Raw genomic sequence first — 15,609 nt, forward strand, 5'->3', positions numbered from 1 at the left:
CCCTTGCAGGGACATCTACCCCACAAGGGGGGAGACAGGTATGTGAGGCACCTCGGAGCCAAACAGTGAGATCCTGACTCAGTCCGACTTTCAGAGATTTCCCCGTCTGCCCCTTGTAGCGTCGGGTGCCAGAGTGAAGCTGGGCGGCATACGCCCCTCTTCCCCCTTGCGGGGGAGATGTCCGCGCCAGCGGACAGAGGGGGGTATCCCGTCTTTCCGCCCGGCACAATCTCACCGCTTTACCTCCCAGGTGGTCACGCGAGCACCGGTTTCTGAGTCTTTTGAATCCTTTAGAAGAATTCCCTGAGACGTCAGATCGTCCCGGATCGCATCGGCTTCCGCCCAGTTCTTGGCATTGAGGGCCTCCAGGCGTTTTTCGATAGCCGCCTGAATACCGGCTTCATCAACCCCCGAGAGATCCGCCTTGACCGGATGAACGCCGAGGAGCGCAGCGGATGCCGAGAAAACCTCCAGCTTGGCGGGATCCTTGGAAGCCTCGCCGGCGAGCGCGTGGAGTGCCTGGATCGCGCCTGCCGTGTTCAGGTCATCCAGAAGGGCGTCCAGCACTTCGGCGGCGGGAGCTGCGTCCGTTTCGACCGGATCGGGCCAGCGCGCCAGCAGATTTTCCGCTTCTTCCAGCTTGCGCTTGGAGAAGTCGATCGGCTCACGGTAGTTGGTCATCAGCATGGCAAGGCGCAGCACTTCGCCCGGCCACTTGCGACCGCCGAAGCTGTCTGTCTCCAGAAGCTCCTGAATGGTGAAGAAGTTGCCCTCGGACTTGGACATCTTCCGGCCTTCCACCTGCAGGAAGCCGTTGTGCATCCAGTAGTTGGCCATCACCTTGGTGCCATGCGCGCAGCGGGACTGGGCGATTTCGTTTTCGTGATGCGGGAAGATCAGATCGAGCCCGCCACCGTGGATATCGAAAACTTCACCCAGATGGTGCGCACTCATGACCGAGCACTCGATGTGCCAGCCAGGACGGCCCCTGCCCCACGGACTGTCCCAGCCGGGCTCTTCTTCGGAAGAAAGTTTCCAGAGTACGAAGTCGCCAGGGTTCTTCTTGTGCGCTTCCACCGCGATGCGGGCGCCGGCAAGCTGCTCGTCCAGTTTGCGCTTTGACAGGCCGCCGTAGTCGGGCATGGACTGGGTGTCGAACAGCACCTCACCGCCTGCCCGATAGGCGTGGCCTTTCTCGATCAGTGCCTCGATCATCTCAACCATGCCGCCAATATGCTGGGTCGCGCGCGGTTCGATGCTCGGCTCCAGTACGCCAAGAGACTTGATGTCCTTGTGGAACTGGTCGGCCGTCGTTTGCGTCACCCGGGCAATGGCTTCGTTGAGCGGCAAATCGGGAAAATCGCGCAGGGCCCGTGCGTTGATCTTGTCATCAACGTCGGTGATGTTGCGCACGTAGGTAACGTGCTCCGCACCATAAAGATGGCGTAGAAGCCGGAAGAGCACGTCGAAGACAATGACCGGTCGCGCGTTGCCGATATGTGCAAAGTCATAGACGGTCGGTCCGCAGACATAGAGACGCACATTCCCGTCATCGATCGCCCGGAAGTCTTCCTTCTGGCGCGTCAATGTGTTGGTGAGCTTCAAGCCCTTGAAAGTGCCGGATATCTCTGTCTCAGCGGCGCTCATGTCAAACGGTCTCCTGGCCGGCTGGCCGGGCGGTCCGTCTCAAAGGAAATTTTGCCAAGAGGGAACGGCCACAGCCAGCGGTGTCGCTAGCTGCAAATAATGGTGATCGAAATGATGTTCCGTGTGGCCGTCATCATGGTGCGCTTTATGGACCGGAAAACAGAACCCGGTCAAGGCTGCTGTTGCCGCCAGAACACCAATTTCCCTGTGTTGTGGCGCAGGTACGTCACCGCGGCAGACAATTTTCGAAACCGGCACACCATCTCCTGCAACGGAAACAATTGTGAACCGTTATAGAAGGACAAAGTAGCTGAACTGAGTTCAATTGCTCGCAAGATGCACTAGACTTTGCCGGCTGGGAATCAAAGGGGGCATTTCCGATGGGAATGATTTACACGTGCCGTAACAGATATGTCGGTCTTCTTTTCACACTGACAGCGTTTTTGTCAGGACCACTTTCGGCATCCGCCGCCGAGGCCCCAGCCCAGACCAAGGCTCCTGTGGCGAGCGAGACTCAAGTCGTCCCGTCCCCTGCTGTCAACGAGCCGCAAACCCCGATTGCCAAGGCAATTCAGGCGCAGATGTCGCCGGACGTGCCCGAGGGCCTGGCGCTTTACTATGGCGAACGCGCATTTGCCCCCATCTGGTTCACTGAAAACGGCTTGACGGAGGATGCTCACCTGGCGATCGCCGCAATGGCAGCGGCGAACGACCACGCACTCAACCCCAACAATTACGATCCCCTCGGCTTTATCAAGCGCTCGGAAACCTCTCAAAGTGAGGAAGAATGGGCCCAGTTCGATCTGGACCTGTCCGTTCAGTTCCTCCGCTATGCGACCCATCTTTCCTCAGGCCGCGTCCAGCCCAACAAGGTCAACAAGGCCCTGAACCTGTTTCCCGACCGACCAGATCCCAAAGTCCTGTTTGAAAATGCAGAACAGGCCGTGGATTTCGGAGCGTTTCTGGAGAGCCTTGCCCCACAGACCGACAATTACGCCCGCCTGAAGCGGCGGCTTGCGCAATACCGGGAAAAGGCGGCAGCCGGCGGCTTTACGTCGGTGCCTGATGGTGAAGTTCTGAAACCTGGCATGAGCGATCCGCGCCTTGCCGTTCTGCGAACCCGGCTGATGGAAGAGGACATTCCAGGCGCAGCCGACCATACCGGCGACATCTACGATGGTGCGCTGGTGGAAGCCGTGAAGCTGTTTCAGGAATATCACGGCCTTGCGACCGACGGCGTCATCGGCAAGGACACGATTGCCCAGCTCAACATCCCCATTCAGGACAGGCTCATCCAGATGGAACTCAACATGGAGCGGCGGCGCTGGATGCCGGACGATCCAGGGGAGTTCTATGTCTTCGTCAATCTGGCAGACCAGAACCTGAAAGTGGTACGCGACGGCAAGACCATTCACACAGCGCGGGTCGTCGTGGGCAAGCCCTACCATGCGACGCCGGTGTTCTCCGATCGGCTGGAATATGTGGAGATCAACCCTTACTGGAATGTGCCCTACTCCATTGCCACCAAGGAATACCTTCCGAAACTGAAACAGAACCCGACAGCGCTTAACAGCAAGAGTATTCGGATCTTTCAGGAAGGCAATGAAATCGCGCCGACACAGGTTGCCTGGAACAGCTATTCCGGTGGCAACTTTCCGTTCCGCCTGCGCCAGGATCCGGGGGCGGACAATGCGCTCGGCCGCGTCAAGTTCATGTTCCCGAACCGGTTCAACATCTACATTCACGACACCCCTTCCAAATCCCTGTTCTCCAGGGCCGAGCGCGCCTTCAGCCACGGCTGCATTCGCGTCTCGGATCCTTTTGCCCTGGCGGATATTCTCCTGGTCGATTCAGATGCAAAACCCGGGCACTGGGAAGCCATCCGCGACAGCGGAGAGCGCACAGTCGTCAAGCCGAAGGTCGAGATAGACATTCATCTGACCTATCTGACCGCATGGATGAACAAGGACGGATCGACCCATTTCAGAAAAGACATCTACAACCGCGACAAAGTGCTTCTAAAGGCACTGCGTGAAGCGATGACACAGAACCTCTGACAGGACAAACCCTTGTTATATAACAATTTTATCCCTGTTTACGTATCTGAACGTTAGCTGAATACGACACTCAGCATGGGTTCAAGGCGGCCCCACTAATCTCCAGTCAATCGATACGGATTGCCATCTGGAGTTACCCCATGCTGAACCGCCTTTTCGTCCTCATGTTCCTCGCCATCATCCTGGGCGGCCCGTTTGCGGCCATCATCGCGATCACCGACGGCACCAAGGCGTTTGGCCAGGAAGCTCAGCAGAAAGGCATGTGCCTGACCACCGGCACCGGCTGCGGCAACGGAAATATTATTGTCACAGTGGCCGGTCGGATATAAAAGCACGTTCGCGAGCGTTGATGAGACCGGTACAAGTTGCCCTGGCAAAGGGTGTATCTTTAAAGTTGAGACACCTTGAAATCAGTGGGAATCTTACTCGCAACCAATCACGCAGAGGAAGTTCCAGCCTCTTTGCTTGCAGTTTACTCCGATGTTTGGCAAGGTCTTCCCATGGACTACAAAGCACTAGAAGATAAAGCACAAGCTGCAGCTGATTTCTTAAAGATGATGGCATCCGCGCCGAGATTGCTGTTGATGTGTCTTGTCCTCGACAACGAACGTAGTGTTGGCGAACTGGCGGAAAAAACCGGCATGCGCATGCCAACCGTTTCGCAACAGCTTGCGCTTCTCAGGGCGCAGGGCCTCGTCACCACCCGCCGCGAAGGCACAACTATTTATTACCAGCTCGCCAGCGAACCGGTTCGGGACATCATGTCCGTGCTTTACAAGAATTTTTGCGCGGATACAGAACTGCCCGGCCCCCAGCAAATGGAAACGCTGGACGCGGATTGATCCGCGCCCCTCAGAGACATCAGTCTTCAGCCTCAGTCCTTCAAAAAGTCACCGCATTTGGGCGGTGGCTGATCGCCCCAGGGCATCAACGGAACGGTCGAAGTCGAGTTCTTCGGGCTACCCTCGATCAGCTTGTCGGAATAGACCAGATAGACAAGAACGTTCCGCTTGGCGTCGCAGCCACGCACGATGCGCATTTTCTTGAAGATGAACGAACGGCGCTGGCGGAACATTTCCTCGCCCTGTTCGAAGTTCTCCTTGATCGTGATCGGACCCACCTGACGGCAGGCCAGAGACACGTCTGAAACTTCTTCCGCGACACCCAGCCAACCGGAAACGCCCCCCTTCTCCGGAACGGTGAAGTGGCAGGCGACACCGTCAACGATAGGGTCGTCTATCGCGTAGGTCGCCAGCTTGTGGTCGGGCGTGAGAAACTTCCAAACGGTCGACTTCTTGAAGATCAGGTCAGGCTCGTCCGCCGCAAGGGCAGCGCCCATGCCTTGCAGCAGCAAAGAGGCGCCAAGGGCGGCAGCAACCAGAAAACGCATTAGAAATCCTCCAGATTTTCGACCGCCAGAACATGTGGGGTTCACGAACGCGCGATCAAGCGTTGAGCACAAAACAAAACGCGCGCCCAGATGGCGCGCGTCTTACGAGTTGTCTTTACCGGATTTTCAAAGCGCTGTTAGCGGGCGTCTTCAAGAACCTTGTCGGCAGAGGTTTTGTCAGATGACGCGGTTTCAGCTTTGTCTGACGGCTTATCATCTTCAACGATGTCGCCTGCCGAAAGTTCCATGTCTTCGTCATCTGCCGCAACGTCTTCTTCAGAACCAAGCGCAAGCGAGGCGGCAAACTCGCTGTCCGACACGAGATCGGACGCCTTTGCCTCGCTGCCGGCAAGGGGTGCCTCGGCATCTGCTTCCTGCGACGGAGCATCGCTCGAAGCAGTGTCTTCTACAGTCTGATTAGACGTGGCATCCGCAGTGGCAACCGCTCCGTCCAGCGCGTCGTACAGATCGACGATCCGTTCCCGCGTCCAAACCTGCGGCTGGTCCAGGCCAAGCGCCTCGTCATAAGCCCGTGCGACGCTGATTGGCAGATGGAACTCAAAGTCGGTCCTCGACCCGAAGCGACCGGCCAATGCGTCGTAAACCGCCTGAAAGGTCTCTTTCAGCCCAAGGCCCCGCTCAACACATGCAGCGGCGGCATCCCGGAGGGTAATAACAAAATCGCGGGTTGTTTCCACTGCGGTCGCAACGGCTTGCGCGCCGACTGCAGATTTCCCCCGGCCCGGCATCAGCGCGGTTGGCCGGAAGGCCGTGATACGGTCGAGCGCGCGGGGCCAGTCGGCCAGATGCGCGTCTCCGCAATAGGGAACGGCGGCTTTCTGCACCAGATCACCAGCAAAGATCACGCCGCTCTGCGGCACCCAGACCACCAGATCACCCATCGTATGAGCCCGGCCCAGATGCATCAGCCGAACCTCCACCCCGCCAAGATCGATAGTCATCGACGAGGCTATGGTCATGGACGGCTTGCTCACGCCTGCCCGTACAGGGAGACCGTTGAACAACGCGGTGTCCCGCTCCCGCGCCACGCGAATCTCTTCAACGCCGCGCGTTTCCATCATCCGCTTGGTAAGATCGGACGCGATGATTTCTTCGGGCTCAAACGCCAAGGCCCCAAGCGTATTGTCGGCATGGAAGTGGGTCAGAACGACTTGCTTGACCGGCTTGTCCGTAAGCTCGCGAACCTTCTTCAGAACCTTCTCGGCAAGTGCCGGGGTTGCCTGCGCATCGACAATCAGCACACCCTTGCTGCCGATGACAACTCCGGTGTTTGAACAGCCATCCGCACTATAGGCATAACAGCCGCGTCCAAGTTCCTCGAACCGTTCGTTTTCGCCCGGAACAACTTCGGATCTGTTTGTCATCTCTACCATTGCGGTCTCGCTTTCCTGCCAGATGCCTGACTGCATATATCGGCCTGCGCCAATGTTGCCGCGCATTTTCCTGTTGACTGCAGCGTCTCAGTTTCGATGTCTGATTCGCAATTTTTCAATTACCAATTCCTTAAATATTCCTTCTTTATCAACAGATAGATCGGCTCATTCGCCCTATTTTGACTGCGCTTGATAAAGCTCTCCGTCACGCTTGCTTTCTATCCTGTTACTTTTTCGGAACTGGCCCGGGTGTCTTTCCAGCATTATTCATTAGGATATACTTGCTAGTCAAAGAAAATGGCCGGATAACGGCATTGTTCATCTGCCTGCTCAATCGGGCATAACGAAGCTCCAAGGCGTCGACTTATACATGTGCGATCAGCAACGGCCCAAATCCGCTGCCCCCTCCGGCAAGGAACCTGCCAAACCAGTCCTGAAGCTGGGCGCTTTTCTGCCTTACAGGCTAAACCATCTGGCGGAGACCGTCAGCAGGTCCCTTTCCAGAATCTATGCAGACACATACGGCATTGGCATTCCCGAATGGCGGGTGCTTGCAACACTTGGCGAACACAAGGCCATGACAGCCCGGGACATCAGCCAGGCAACGTCCATGCACAAGACCAAGGTCAGCCGGGCCGTCGCAGCGCTGGAAAAACGCGATCTTCTCGTGCGTGACAAGAACAGGAACGATCAGAGGGAGCAGAGCTTGAGCCTGTCGGAAAAAGGCAACGCCATGTACGAAGACATTGTTCCGCAAGCGCTCGCCTACTCAAAAAACCTGGAAGACGCATTGACCGAGGAACAGAAATCCGTCCTGGACGAGGTTTTTGAACGTCTTCACGAAGCTGCCCGAGCCGGCCAAAGCGACTGAAACTTTTCATGGTTCTGCCGTTTCGCCATTAACCTAACGTGAGAGCTTTCGTTGCTATTGATATGATCGGCAGCGATAGTACAGGTGATCGGCCGGGAGCCGATACGGCGTGAAAAACACGCTGCAGGGGTTGGGTGATGAGACGTTGTTGGTCTGGCAGGTCAAAGGTTTTGGCACGCGCTGTTGCGCTCACTGCCGGACTGATGCTGGGCGCACAAGCGGCAAGCGCCGCCAGCTGCTCCAGCCTGAAAGCCGAGCTTCAGCGGCTCGAACAGCGTTCCAGCGCACAATCCCCCGCGGCCCGCAAATGGAGCACCGCGAAGTCCCAGCAGCAAAAAGCGATCAATGCGGCGGAACGGGACGCGACCTATTTCGGATGTGCCTCTACCGCTTCGTCCAAATGCAAAGGTCTCAACGGCAAGATCAAACGCATGAAGGCCAACCTCGCTGCAATTGAACGGCAGCTTGCCAAATCAGGCGGAGGATCGTCGAAAAACACCAGACGCGTTCGGCAGATCAAGGCATCGCTCGCCAAAAAGAATTGCAACGCCCCGGCCCGCGAAGCCCAGCAACGCAATACGGGCGCCGAAACCAGGCCGCAGTCGTTTCTGGCCCGTATTTTCAACCCGCAGCAACACGCCGAACAGCCTCGTGTCGAACGCACCTCCGCGAAGACGGGCGACCGCGAAATTGCCGCCGTGCGCCGCCAGACCCGCAGCGAAACCAAACGCTATTCCCTTCCGTCGGGTGGAGCTTTCCGGACCGTTTGCGTCAGAACCTGCGACGGCTATTTCTTCCCGGTCAGCTTTTCGACAGGCAAGAACCATTTTGCCTACGATGAGGCGCGGTGTTCGGAAATCTGTCCTGCCGCCGAAACCGAGCTCTATGTCTATCGCAACCCGGGCGGGGATCAGTCCCAGATGATGTCCCTTGCCGGCAATCTCTACTCCGAACAGCCTTTCGCCTACCGTTACAAGAGTGAATTCGTGGAAGGCTGCAGCTGCCGCAAGACCCGTCAGTCAAAAGCGCAGTCTGCCTGGACGGATCTCAGCACCAGCTCTGGAAACAGGGTGTTTTTCACCGATATCAGCGCCGGCCTGCCGCGCAGAACGCTTCAGCCGAGCCGTGGCGGCACCTTCGAGCACGAAGAGGACCTCCCCTCTCCGCTTGCAAGAACTCCGCTCGATAGAACGCAATTACCGCGTTTTGAGGATCCCGATACCCTCATGAACATGGAAAAGGGTTTCGACGTCTCTGCACGACTGGACCTCGCCGCAACACGAGTTGAGAGCGGCGAGAACAAAGTTGCCTCAAGTTCCGGGTTCAAGGACGGTTTCCCGGTCCTCTCGATCCGTTCCCGCGAGGAACCGGACGAGGAGGAACTGACGGCCTTTTCCCCTGTGTTCAAGGACGATGACGACGGCTACCACGAGGCGCCGGACCGAAAGGCCTCTGTCAGGGTAGTCGGTCCAGAATATTTTGTCGCCCAATAAGCGGCAGCAAGGCCTTCATGTCCGGACCGTGATCCATGCCGGTGAGCACCCGGCGCAGCGGCATGAACAGGCCACGCCCCTTGCGGCCGGTTTCCGCCTTCAAAGCTGAAGTCCACTCGCCCCAGGTTTCCCCGGTTACTTCACCATCCGGCAGCAAGGCCTTCGCTCCTGAGACAAAATCCCGGTCCTCGTCCTCGATGCGGCTTTCGACCGGGCCGGTGACAACTTGCCAATAGGAACGGGCATCGCCAACGGTCTCGCAATTGCCGCGCACGGTGTCCCAGAATTCGGCTCCAGCATCAATGCCCATGTCAGCAAGGCGTTTCCGGACCGCTTCGAAAGGCAAGTCGTGCACCAGGCGGGCATTGAGAGATTTCAATTCTTCCGGATCGAATTTGGCGGAGGACCGCGAGACGCTGGTCAGATCGAATTTCTCGATCAACGCATCCATGGTCGCTACCGGCTCGACCGCCTGGCTTGTCCCGGTCAGAACAGCCAGGGAAGCGACCGCCATCGGCTCCAGCCCGTCCTCGCGCAGAGAGCCAATGGACAACGCACCCTTGCGTTTCGACAGGCCTTCGCCATCGATCGTCGTCAGCAGGTTGTGGTGACCGAACACCGGTGGTTTGGCGCCCATCGCTTCGAAGATGGCAATCTGCACACCAGTGTTGGAGACATGATCCTCGCCGCGGATGATGTGGGTCACGTCCATGTCGATATCATCGACAATGGAGGTGAAAGTGTAGAGATACGACCCATCCGCCCGAACCAGAACCGGATCGGACATGGACGCCAGATCGACAGTCTGGTCGCCCCGGCACAGATCCGACCAGGCAACGTCAGTCCGTCTGGTTTCAAACGGGTTGCCGTCGTGGTTCGGCAGAACAAACCGCCAATGTGGCTTGCGGCCTTCCGCCTCAAGGGCGGCGCGTTCTTCCGCCGTCTGTTTCAGGCCTGCACGGTCATAGACCGGGGGTCTGCCAAGCGCTCGCTGACGTGCCCGGCGGCGCTCCAGTTCATCCGGCGTTTCGTAGCACGGATAAAGCAGCCCGGCGTCTTTCAGCTTCTGGGCTGCCACATCGTAATTTGCGATCCGGTCCGACTGCCGTTCTTTCAAGTCCGGCTCGATGCCGAGCCATTGCAGGTCGGTCTCGATGGAATCGGCGTATTCCTGCTTCGAACGGACAAGGTCCGTATCATCGAAACGCAGGATGAACCTGCCGCCCATCTTCCTGGCAAAAAGCCAGTTGTAGAGTGCGGGACGGATGTTGCCGATGTGGATGTGGCCGGTCGGCGACGGCGCGAAGCGTACGGTGACAGTCATGGCGATGAGTTAGCCGGGGATGAACCGGACGGCAACCCCAAACTATCTGACCTTAGGAAGAATGTTCTCCAGACCGGTAGGTTCGCGACACAAAGCCGAGGACACCGCAGAAAACGAGGCAGTAGAGTCCCATCATCGTGACCTGAAGATCGAACGAGACGCCCCTGTCTATCAGCCAGCCGACCAGACCGGGGCCTGCAGCAGAAGCAAACACCATGACGGAGAAGGCCACGGATCGAATGGCCCCCATGTGCCTGGTTCCGTAGACCTCCGGCCACAACGCCCCGACCAGCGTGCTGTTGAACCCGTTCGAGATGCCGACAAGCAGCATGAAGACAAAGGCGGCCGCCGGTGCGTGGAAATTGGCGAGCACGAAACAGGCCAGCGTCAGGGGCACCAATGCGAAGGGCAGCAACTGACGGGCGGAAAACCGGTCGATCAAGGGGCCAATTACCAGAGAAGCGCAAACCACCCCGGAAGCCATCAGCAGAAAGGCGCTTGCAAACAGTTCCAGCGTCCAGCCTCTGAGTTCCACCAGGTAAACCTGGTGGAAGAAGATCGCCGTGCCGATGAAGGCAGGTGCGTTGACGCCGCTATTGACCAGCCAGAAGCGAACGTCGTGAAGTGCTTCCCCCCTCGTCCACTGACGGCCTTCCGCTTTGGCCGACGCGGTTTCCAATGCGGAGGGTATGCGATCCTTTGCCAGTAGCGTCAGCAACACCGGCATGGCGACGACTGCGAGCACCACGGCCGATACCGTCCAGGCGCCCCTCCAGCCAAAGGCATTGGCCAGAACAACGAAGCAGAGCGGAAACAGGGCTTCGGCGGTGGGAAAGCCCAGAACGGCGATTGAAACCGCCCGGCCGCGTTGCGCGGTGAACCAGCGGCCGGCTGCGGTTATCGACGTGTTGGTCATCATGCCCTGTCCGCACAGGCGAAGACCGTAGAAGGTTAGCCCGACCATCCAGACGGAAGACGTATTGGCCATCGCCAGGCAGAACAAGGCCAAGCCAATCATGACCACGGCTGCGATCTTCTGCACCGGGAAGTGGTCAAGGCTGCGGCCGACATAGGCCAGGGTCAGCGCGCTGCCGAGCGTCGCAACCATATAGAGCAAGCCGATATCACCGTGGCTGAGACCGAACTCCGCCCTTATGTCGCCCGCCGACAGCGAGATGAAAAACGTCTGCCCAAAGCCGGAAAACACCGCCAGCAGGTAACAGGCAGCAAGCCAGCGGAGGTTTTCACGCACGAACGAAAAATAGGGCATTGAGCCAAAAGCCTTTCAAGGGCAGGCAGATAAAAAAGCGATGTGCGGTATCGGATTTCATCCTCAACCTGAGGAAAACCATCACGCCCGTCTCGAAGAACATGCGGCAGTTGTCTGGGCAAGCAGCCTATTCTTCGAGACAGCGGTGGCGCGCCTGATCAAGGATAAGGGCGACTTTCCTTGCTGCGCCCATTCAAATTCAATCGGTCAGTTGCCGCGAAACGCCCGTCAGGGAAGCGCCTTTCAAGGCCCCTTAGGAGCGATCCCGGAACCTGTTGGTGATGGGATATCGCCGGTCCTTGCCGAAATTGCGCTCGGTGATCTTCACCCCCGGAGGCGCCTGCCGGCGTTTGTATTCGGCAATATAAAGAAGATGTTCTATGCGATGGATCAGCGCCCGGTCATGGCCACGCTTTTCAATGTCGCCCACCGACATCTCGTCTTCCACCAGACATTCCAGAATGTCATCCAGAACATCGTAGGGCGGCAGGGAGTCCTGATCGGTCTGGTTTTCGCGCAGTTCGGCGGTTGGCACCTTGGTGATGATATTGCTCGGGATCACCTCGCCGCCCGGCCCCAGCAGACCTTCAGGCTGGTTGTCATTCCGCCATGCTGCCAGGTGGTAAACCTGGGTCTTGTAGAGGTCCTTGATCGGGTTGTAGCCGCCGTTCATGTCTCCATAAAGCGTGGCGTAACCGACCGACATTTCCGACTTGTTGCCGGTTGTCATGACCATATGGCCAAACTTGTTGGACACCGCCATGAGGATCACGCCGCGTGCGCGCGACTGAAGGTTTTCTTCCGTCGTGTCTTCCTCGGTGCCGGCAAAAAGCTCGCCGAGTGCAGACCGGAATCCTTCGACCGGTTCGGAAATCGGCACGGTGTCATAACGGATGCCGAGGGCTTTGGCGCAAGCAGCTGCATCTGCGATGCTTTCTTCCGAGGTGTAGCGATACGGCAGCATGATCGCATGAACCTTGTCGGCCCCCAGCGCATCAACGGCCATGGCCGCGCAAATGGCGGAGTCAATGCCGCCGGACAGCCCAAGCACTACCCCCGGAAAGCCGTTCTTGGTGACATAGTCGCCAAGCCCCATGACGCAGGCGCGCCAGTTGGCCTCATCCAGGTCCGGCAGCTTTGCCACAGAACCGTTTTCGCAGACCCAGGTCTCGCCGTCCCGTTTCCAGTCGCTGATGCCGAGAGCCGTTTCAAACTGAGGCATCTGGAACGCCAGCGACCTGTCCGCGTGAAGCGCGAAGGAGCCGCCGTCGAAAACCAGTTCGTCCTGACCGCCAAGCTGGTTGCAGTAAATCAGCGGCAAACCGGTCTGGACCACCCGCGAGACGACCACTTGCAGGCGATGCTCTGCCCTGTGCTCCCAATAAGGAGAGCCGTTGGGAACCAGAAGCAGCTCAGCCCCTGTTTCTTCCAGGCACTCACAGACCTCGTCGTTCCAGATGTCCTCGCAGATGGGAAGGCCGATGCGCACGCCGCGGAAGTCGACAGGCCCTGGCAAGGGACCAGCGGCAAACACCCTCTTTTCGTCAAAGACGCTATAGTTGGGCAGGTCGTATTTGTAGCGAACGGCCTTGATCTCGCCCTGGTCCAGAAGCAAAGCGGCGTTATAGACCTTGCCCTCTTCGCTTCGCCACGGAGACCCCAGGATCAGGCCCGGGCCGCCGTCGGCGGTTTCTCTGGCCAGCGTTTCGGCCGCTTCCATGCAGCGCGCAACGAAGGCCGGTTTCAGGACAAGGTCTTCGGGCAGATACCCGGCAAGCACCAACTCGGAGGTCAACACAAGGTCCGCCCTTTGCGCGGCAGCTTCCTGCCGGGCCTTGCGAACCAGGTCTGCGTTCCCGGCCACATCGCCAACGGTCGGGTTTAGCTGCGCGACAGCCAGTCTGAAACGGTCTGAAATCATCGGAAAATTACCAGGAAGTGACATTGCTTTCTGGTGTAGCCGCTAGATCGGTGAACGTCCAATCGGAATTTGCACCCGTCCAGAAGTTGCTTGCCAACGCTCTGCCAGATGTGTGGCCGCAAACGGTTTATCGCTGGGCTGCTTCACAGCAAGGCCAGGCCGTCCACTTCGGCCGAGGGGGCCGGCGGCGCGACAGGATCGGAGCCGGTCGCGTCCAGCTTGCGCAGCGGCGGCTGCTGACCGGGGCCGAGAATCCCCTTAGACCGTCCATACATGTCCTGCCGTTCCAGGATTTCGCCGATGTGGCGATACAGAATGGCGGGTGCAATTGGTTTGGCGACAAACCCGTGGATGCCGATCTCGATGCCTTCCAGGATCGTGGCCCGCTTGGCGTGAGCCGTCACGATCAGCACCGGTGTGGTACTGATCACGAGATCCCTGTCGGCACGCAGGATGCGAAGAAATTCATTGCCGCCAAAAGGATTCATCATCCAGTCGCACAAGACGATGTCCGGCTTGCGGTCGACAACCATTTCAAGCGCTTCCGCACCATCTGTGGCTTCATAGGCTGAGCGGATGCCGAAACCGGCCAGAACCGAGCGGAGAATGGAGCGCATGTGGGGATTGTCTTCCGCAATCAGACAGGAAATCCTGGTTAGATCCCACCTATCACGCAAAACTCATTCTCCCCGCTTCACCTGCTTTCCTCATCAGAATGTATGCGCTGTGAGCGTTAAGCTAGGCTTACCTCAGGGCAAATTTGCTTGGAAAATACGTAAAAATACGAAAGGGCGGCAACTGCCGCCCTTTCAATCAATGCTCTCAATAGGCTGCCCTTTTAGGCGCTTGCCGCAAGCGGCTCGACCTGGCGGTCGTCGCGTTCCTTCTTCAGGTTCTCCGCGATGAGGAAGGCCAGTTCCAGTGCCTGATCCGCATTCAGACGCGGGTCGCAATGGGTGTGGTAGCGGTCGCCGAGCTGGTCTTCGGTCAGGGCGCGTGCCCCGCCCGTGCACTCGGTCACATTCCGGCCGGTCATTTCGATGTGAACACCACCGGCATGAGTGCCTTCCGCTCGGTGAACCTCAAAGAAGGATTCCACTTCTTTCAGGATACGGTCGAACGGACGGGTCTTGTAGCCACCGGCGGAAATCGTGTTGCCATGCATCGGGTCACAGGACCAGACAACCGACTTGCCTTCGCGCTCGACAGCACGAACGAGTTGCGGCAGATGGTCGAATACCTTGTCGGCGCCAAAACGGGCGATCAGCGTCAACCGGCCCGGTTCGTTTTCCGGGTTCAGGATGTCGATCAGTTCCAGCAGGCCGTCCGGCGAAAGCGACGGACCACACTTGAGGCCGATCGGGTTCTTGATGCCGCGGAAGAACTCCACATGCGCGTGGTCCGGCTGACGCGTGCGGTCGCCAATCCAGATCATGTGACCGGAGGTCGCGTACCAGTCGCCCGACGTGGAATCGATACGCGTCAGGGCTTCCTCGTAACCGAGCAGCAAAGCTTCGTGGCTGGTGAAGAAATCGGTCGACCGAAGCTGCGGCACGCTATCAGCGTTGATGCCGCAGGCTTTCATGAAGTTCAGCGATTCTGAAATCCGGTTGGCCAGTTCCTTGTAACGATGGCCTTGCGGGCTATCGGAAATGAAGCCGAGCATCCAGCGATGGACCTGGTCAAGGTTCGCAAATCCGCCTTGCGCGAAAGCGCGCAGAAGGTTCAGCGTTGCAGCGGACTGACGGTACGCCATGGCCATGCGGCCCGGATCCGGGATGCGGCTTTCCGGGGTGAAATTGATGTCGTTGATGATGTCGCCGCGGTAGCTCGGCAGCTCGACATCGCCCTTCTTCTCGAAATTGGAAGACCGTGGCTTGGCGAACTGTCCCGCAATCCTGCCGACTTTCACGACCGGCTGGCTGGCAGCATAGGTCAGCACGACCGCCATCTGCAGGAAGACCCGGAAGAAGTCACGGATGTGGTCAGGATGATGCTCGGCAAAGCTTTCGGCACAGTCGCCACCCTGCAGCAGAAAACCATTGCCCTGCGCGACATTTGCAAGCTGGCTCTTCAGCGCACGCGCTTCACCTGCAAAAACCAGCGGCGGATAAGTCGACAGGCGCTGTTCAACATCCGCCAAAGCCTCTTGATCCGGGTATTCCGGCACCTGCAAGATCGGCTTTGATCTCCAGCTTTCCGGGCTCCACTTCTCCGCCATACTTCCTACTCCTCACTGGAC

13 protein-coding genes are annotated in these 15,609 nt (G+C 58.3%); 5 read left to right on the top strand and 8 right to left on the bottom strand.

Features of this window, described 5'->3' with window-relative positions; genetic code table 11:
- Nucleotides 1-231: 231 nt before the first annotated feature.
- Nucleotides 232-1,647 (bottom strand): cysteine--tRNA ligase, encoded by a 1,416-nt coding sequence (cysS, locus tag FMN63_RS12175; protein ID WP_148584243.1) that lies wholly within the window; start codon nt 1,645-1,647, stop codon nt 232-234.
- A gap of 380 nt (nt 1,648-2,027) precedes the next feature.
- On the opposite strand from cysS, the gene FMN63_RS12180 reads away from it, so the two are divergent.
- From FMN63_RS12180 to FMN63_RS12190, 3 genes are all read left to right on the top strand, one after another.
- On the top strand, nt 2,028-3,704 hold the full coding sequence (locus tag FMN63_RS12180) for a L,D-transpeptidase family protein (protein ID WP_209001093.1): 1,677 nt from the start codon (nt 2,028-2,030) through the stop codon (nt 3,702-3,704).
- Between the two features lie 140 nt (nt 3,705-3,844).
- Nucleotides 3,845-4,033, top strand: a complete 189-nt coding sequence (locus tag FMN63_RS12185) for a sugar transporter (RefSeq protein WP_148584244.1) — start codon at nt 3,845-3,847, stop codon at nt 4,031-4,033.
- A gap of 171 nt (nt 4,034-4,204) precedes the next feature.
- On the top strand, nt 4,205-4,546 hold the full coding sequence (locus FMN63_RS12190) for an ArsR/SmtB family transcription factor (protein WP_148584245.1): 342 nt from the start codon (nt 4,205-4,207) through the stop codon (nt 4,544-4,546).
- A gap of 32 nt (nt 4,547-4,578) precedes the next feature.
- Here FMN63_RS12190 and FMN63_RS12195 read toward each other — a convergent pair whose 3' ends face one another.
- Both FMN63_RS12195 and FMN63_RS12200 read right to left on the bottom strand, forming a co-directional pair.
- Nucleotides 4,579-5,094, bottom strand: a complete 516-nt coding sequence (locus FMN63_RS12195) for a CreA family protein (RefSeq protein ID WP_148584246.1) — start codon at nt 5,092-5,094, stop codon at nt 4,579-4,581.
- A gap of 137 nt (nt 5,095-5,231) precedes the next feature.
- The gene (locus FMN63_RS12200) at nt 5,232-6,488 is read right to left on the bottom strand and encodes an MBL fold metallo-hydrolase (protein WP_209001094.1); all 1,257 of its coding nucleotides are present in this window, start codon (nt 6,486-6,488) and stop codon (nt 5,232-5,234) included.
- 370 nt (nt 6,489-6,858) lie between these two features.
- Here FMN63_RS12200 and FMN63_RS12205 point away from each other — a divergent pair, with 370 nt between their 5' ends.
- Nucleotides 6,859-7,359 carry a MarR family winged helix-turn-helix transcriptional regulator gene (locus FMN63_RS12205; protein ID WP_148584247.1) on the top strand — a complete coding sequence of 167 codons (501 nt, stop codon included), beginning with the start codon at nt 6,859-6,861 and terminating at the stop codon, nt 7,357-7,359.
- A 170-nt stretch (nt 7,360-7,529) separates the two neighbouring features.
- Nucleotides 7,530-8,852: a DUF2865 domain-containing protein gene (locus FMN63_RS12210; protein ID WP_209001095.1), complete on the top strand. Its 1,323-nt coding sequence runs from the start codon at nt 7,530-7,532 to the stop codon at nt 8,850-8,852.
- Here FMN63_RS12210 and gltX read toward each other — a convergent pair.
- The 5 genes from gltX to FMN63_RS12235 all read right to left on the bottom strand — a co-directional run bounded on the left by gltX (nt 8,815) and on the right by FMN63_RS12235 (nt 15,588).
- Nucleotides 8,815-10,176 carry a glutamate--tRNA ligase gene (gene gltX / locus FMN63_RS12215; RefSeq protein ID WP_148584249.1) on the bottom strand — a complete coding sequence of 454 codons (1,362 nt, stop codon included), beginning with the start codon at nt 10,174-10,176 and terminating at the stop codon, nt 8,815-8,817. The genes FMN63_RS12210 and gltX overlap by 38 nt on opposite strands.
- Before the next feature lie 52 nt (nt 10,177-10,228).
- Entirely contained in the window at nt 10,229-11,446 is a 1,218-nt protein-coding gene (locus tag FMN63_RS12220) for an MFS transporter (RefSeq protein WP_148584250.1), read from the bottom strand.
- Between the two features lie 253 nt (nt 11,447-11,699).
- Nucleotides 11,700-13,367: an NAD+ synthase gene (locus FMN63_RS12225; protein WP_148584251.1), complete on the bottom strand. Its 1,668-nt coding sequence runs from the start codon at nt 13,365-13,367 to the stop codon at nt 11,700-11,702.
- Nucleotides 13,368-13,510: 143 nt separating this feature from the next.
- Nucleotides 13,511-14,044: a response regulator gene (locus FMN63_RS12230; protein ID WP_148584252.1), complete on the bottom strand. Its 534-nt coding sequence runs from the start codon at nt 14,042-14,044 to the stop codon at nt 13,511-13,513.
- 161 nt (nt 14,045-14,205) lie between these two features.
- Nucleotides 14,206-15,588 (bottom strand): class II 3-deoxy-7-phosphoheptulonate synthase, encoded by a 1,383-nt coding sequence (locus FMN63_RS12235; RefSeq protein ID WP_148584253.1) that lies wholly within the window; start codon nt 15,586-15,588, stop codon nt 14,206-14,208.
- Nucleotides 15,589-15,609 lie beyond the last annotated feature (21 nt).

The organism is Stappia sp. BW2 (assembly GCF_008107695.1).
GTDB lineage: Bacteria > Pseudomonadota > Alphaproteobacteria > Rhizobiales > Stappiaceae > Roseibium.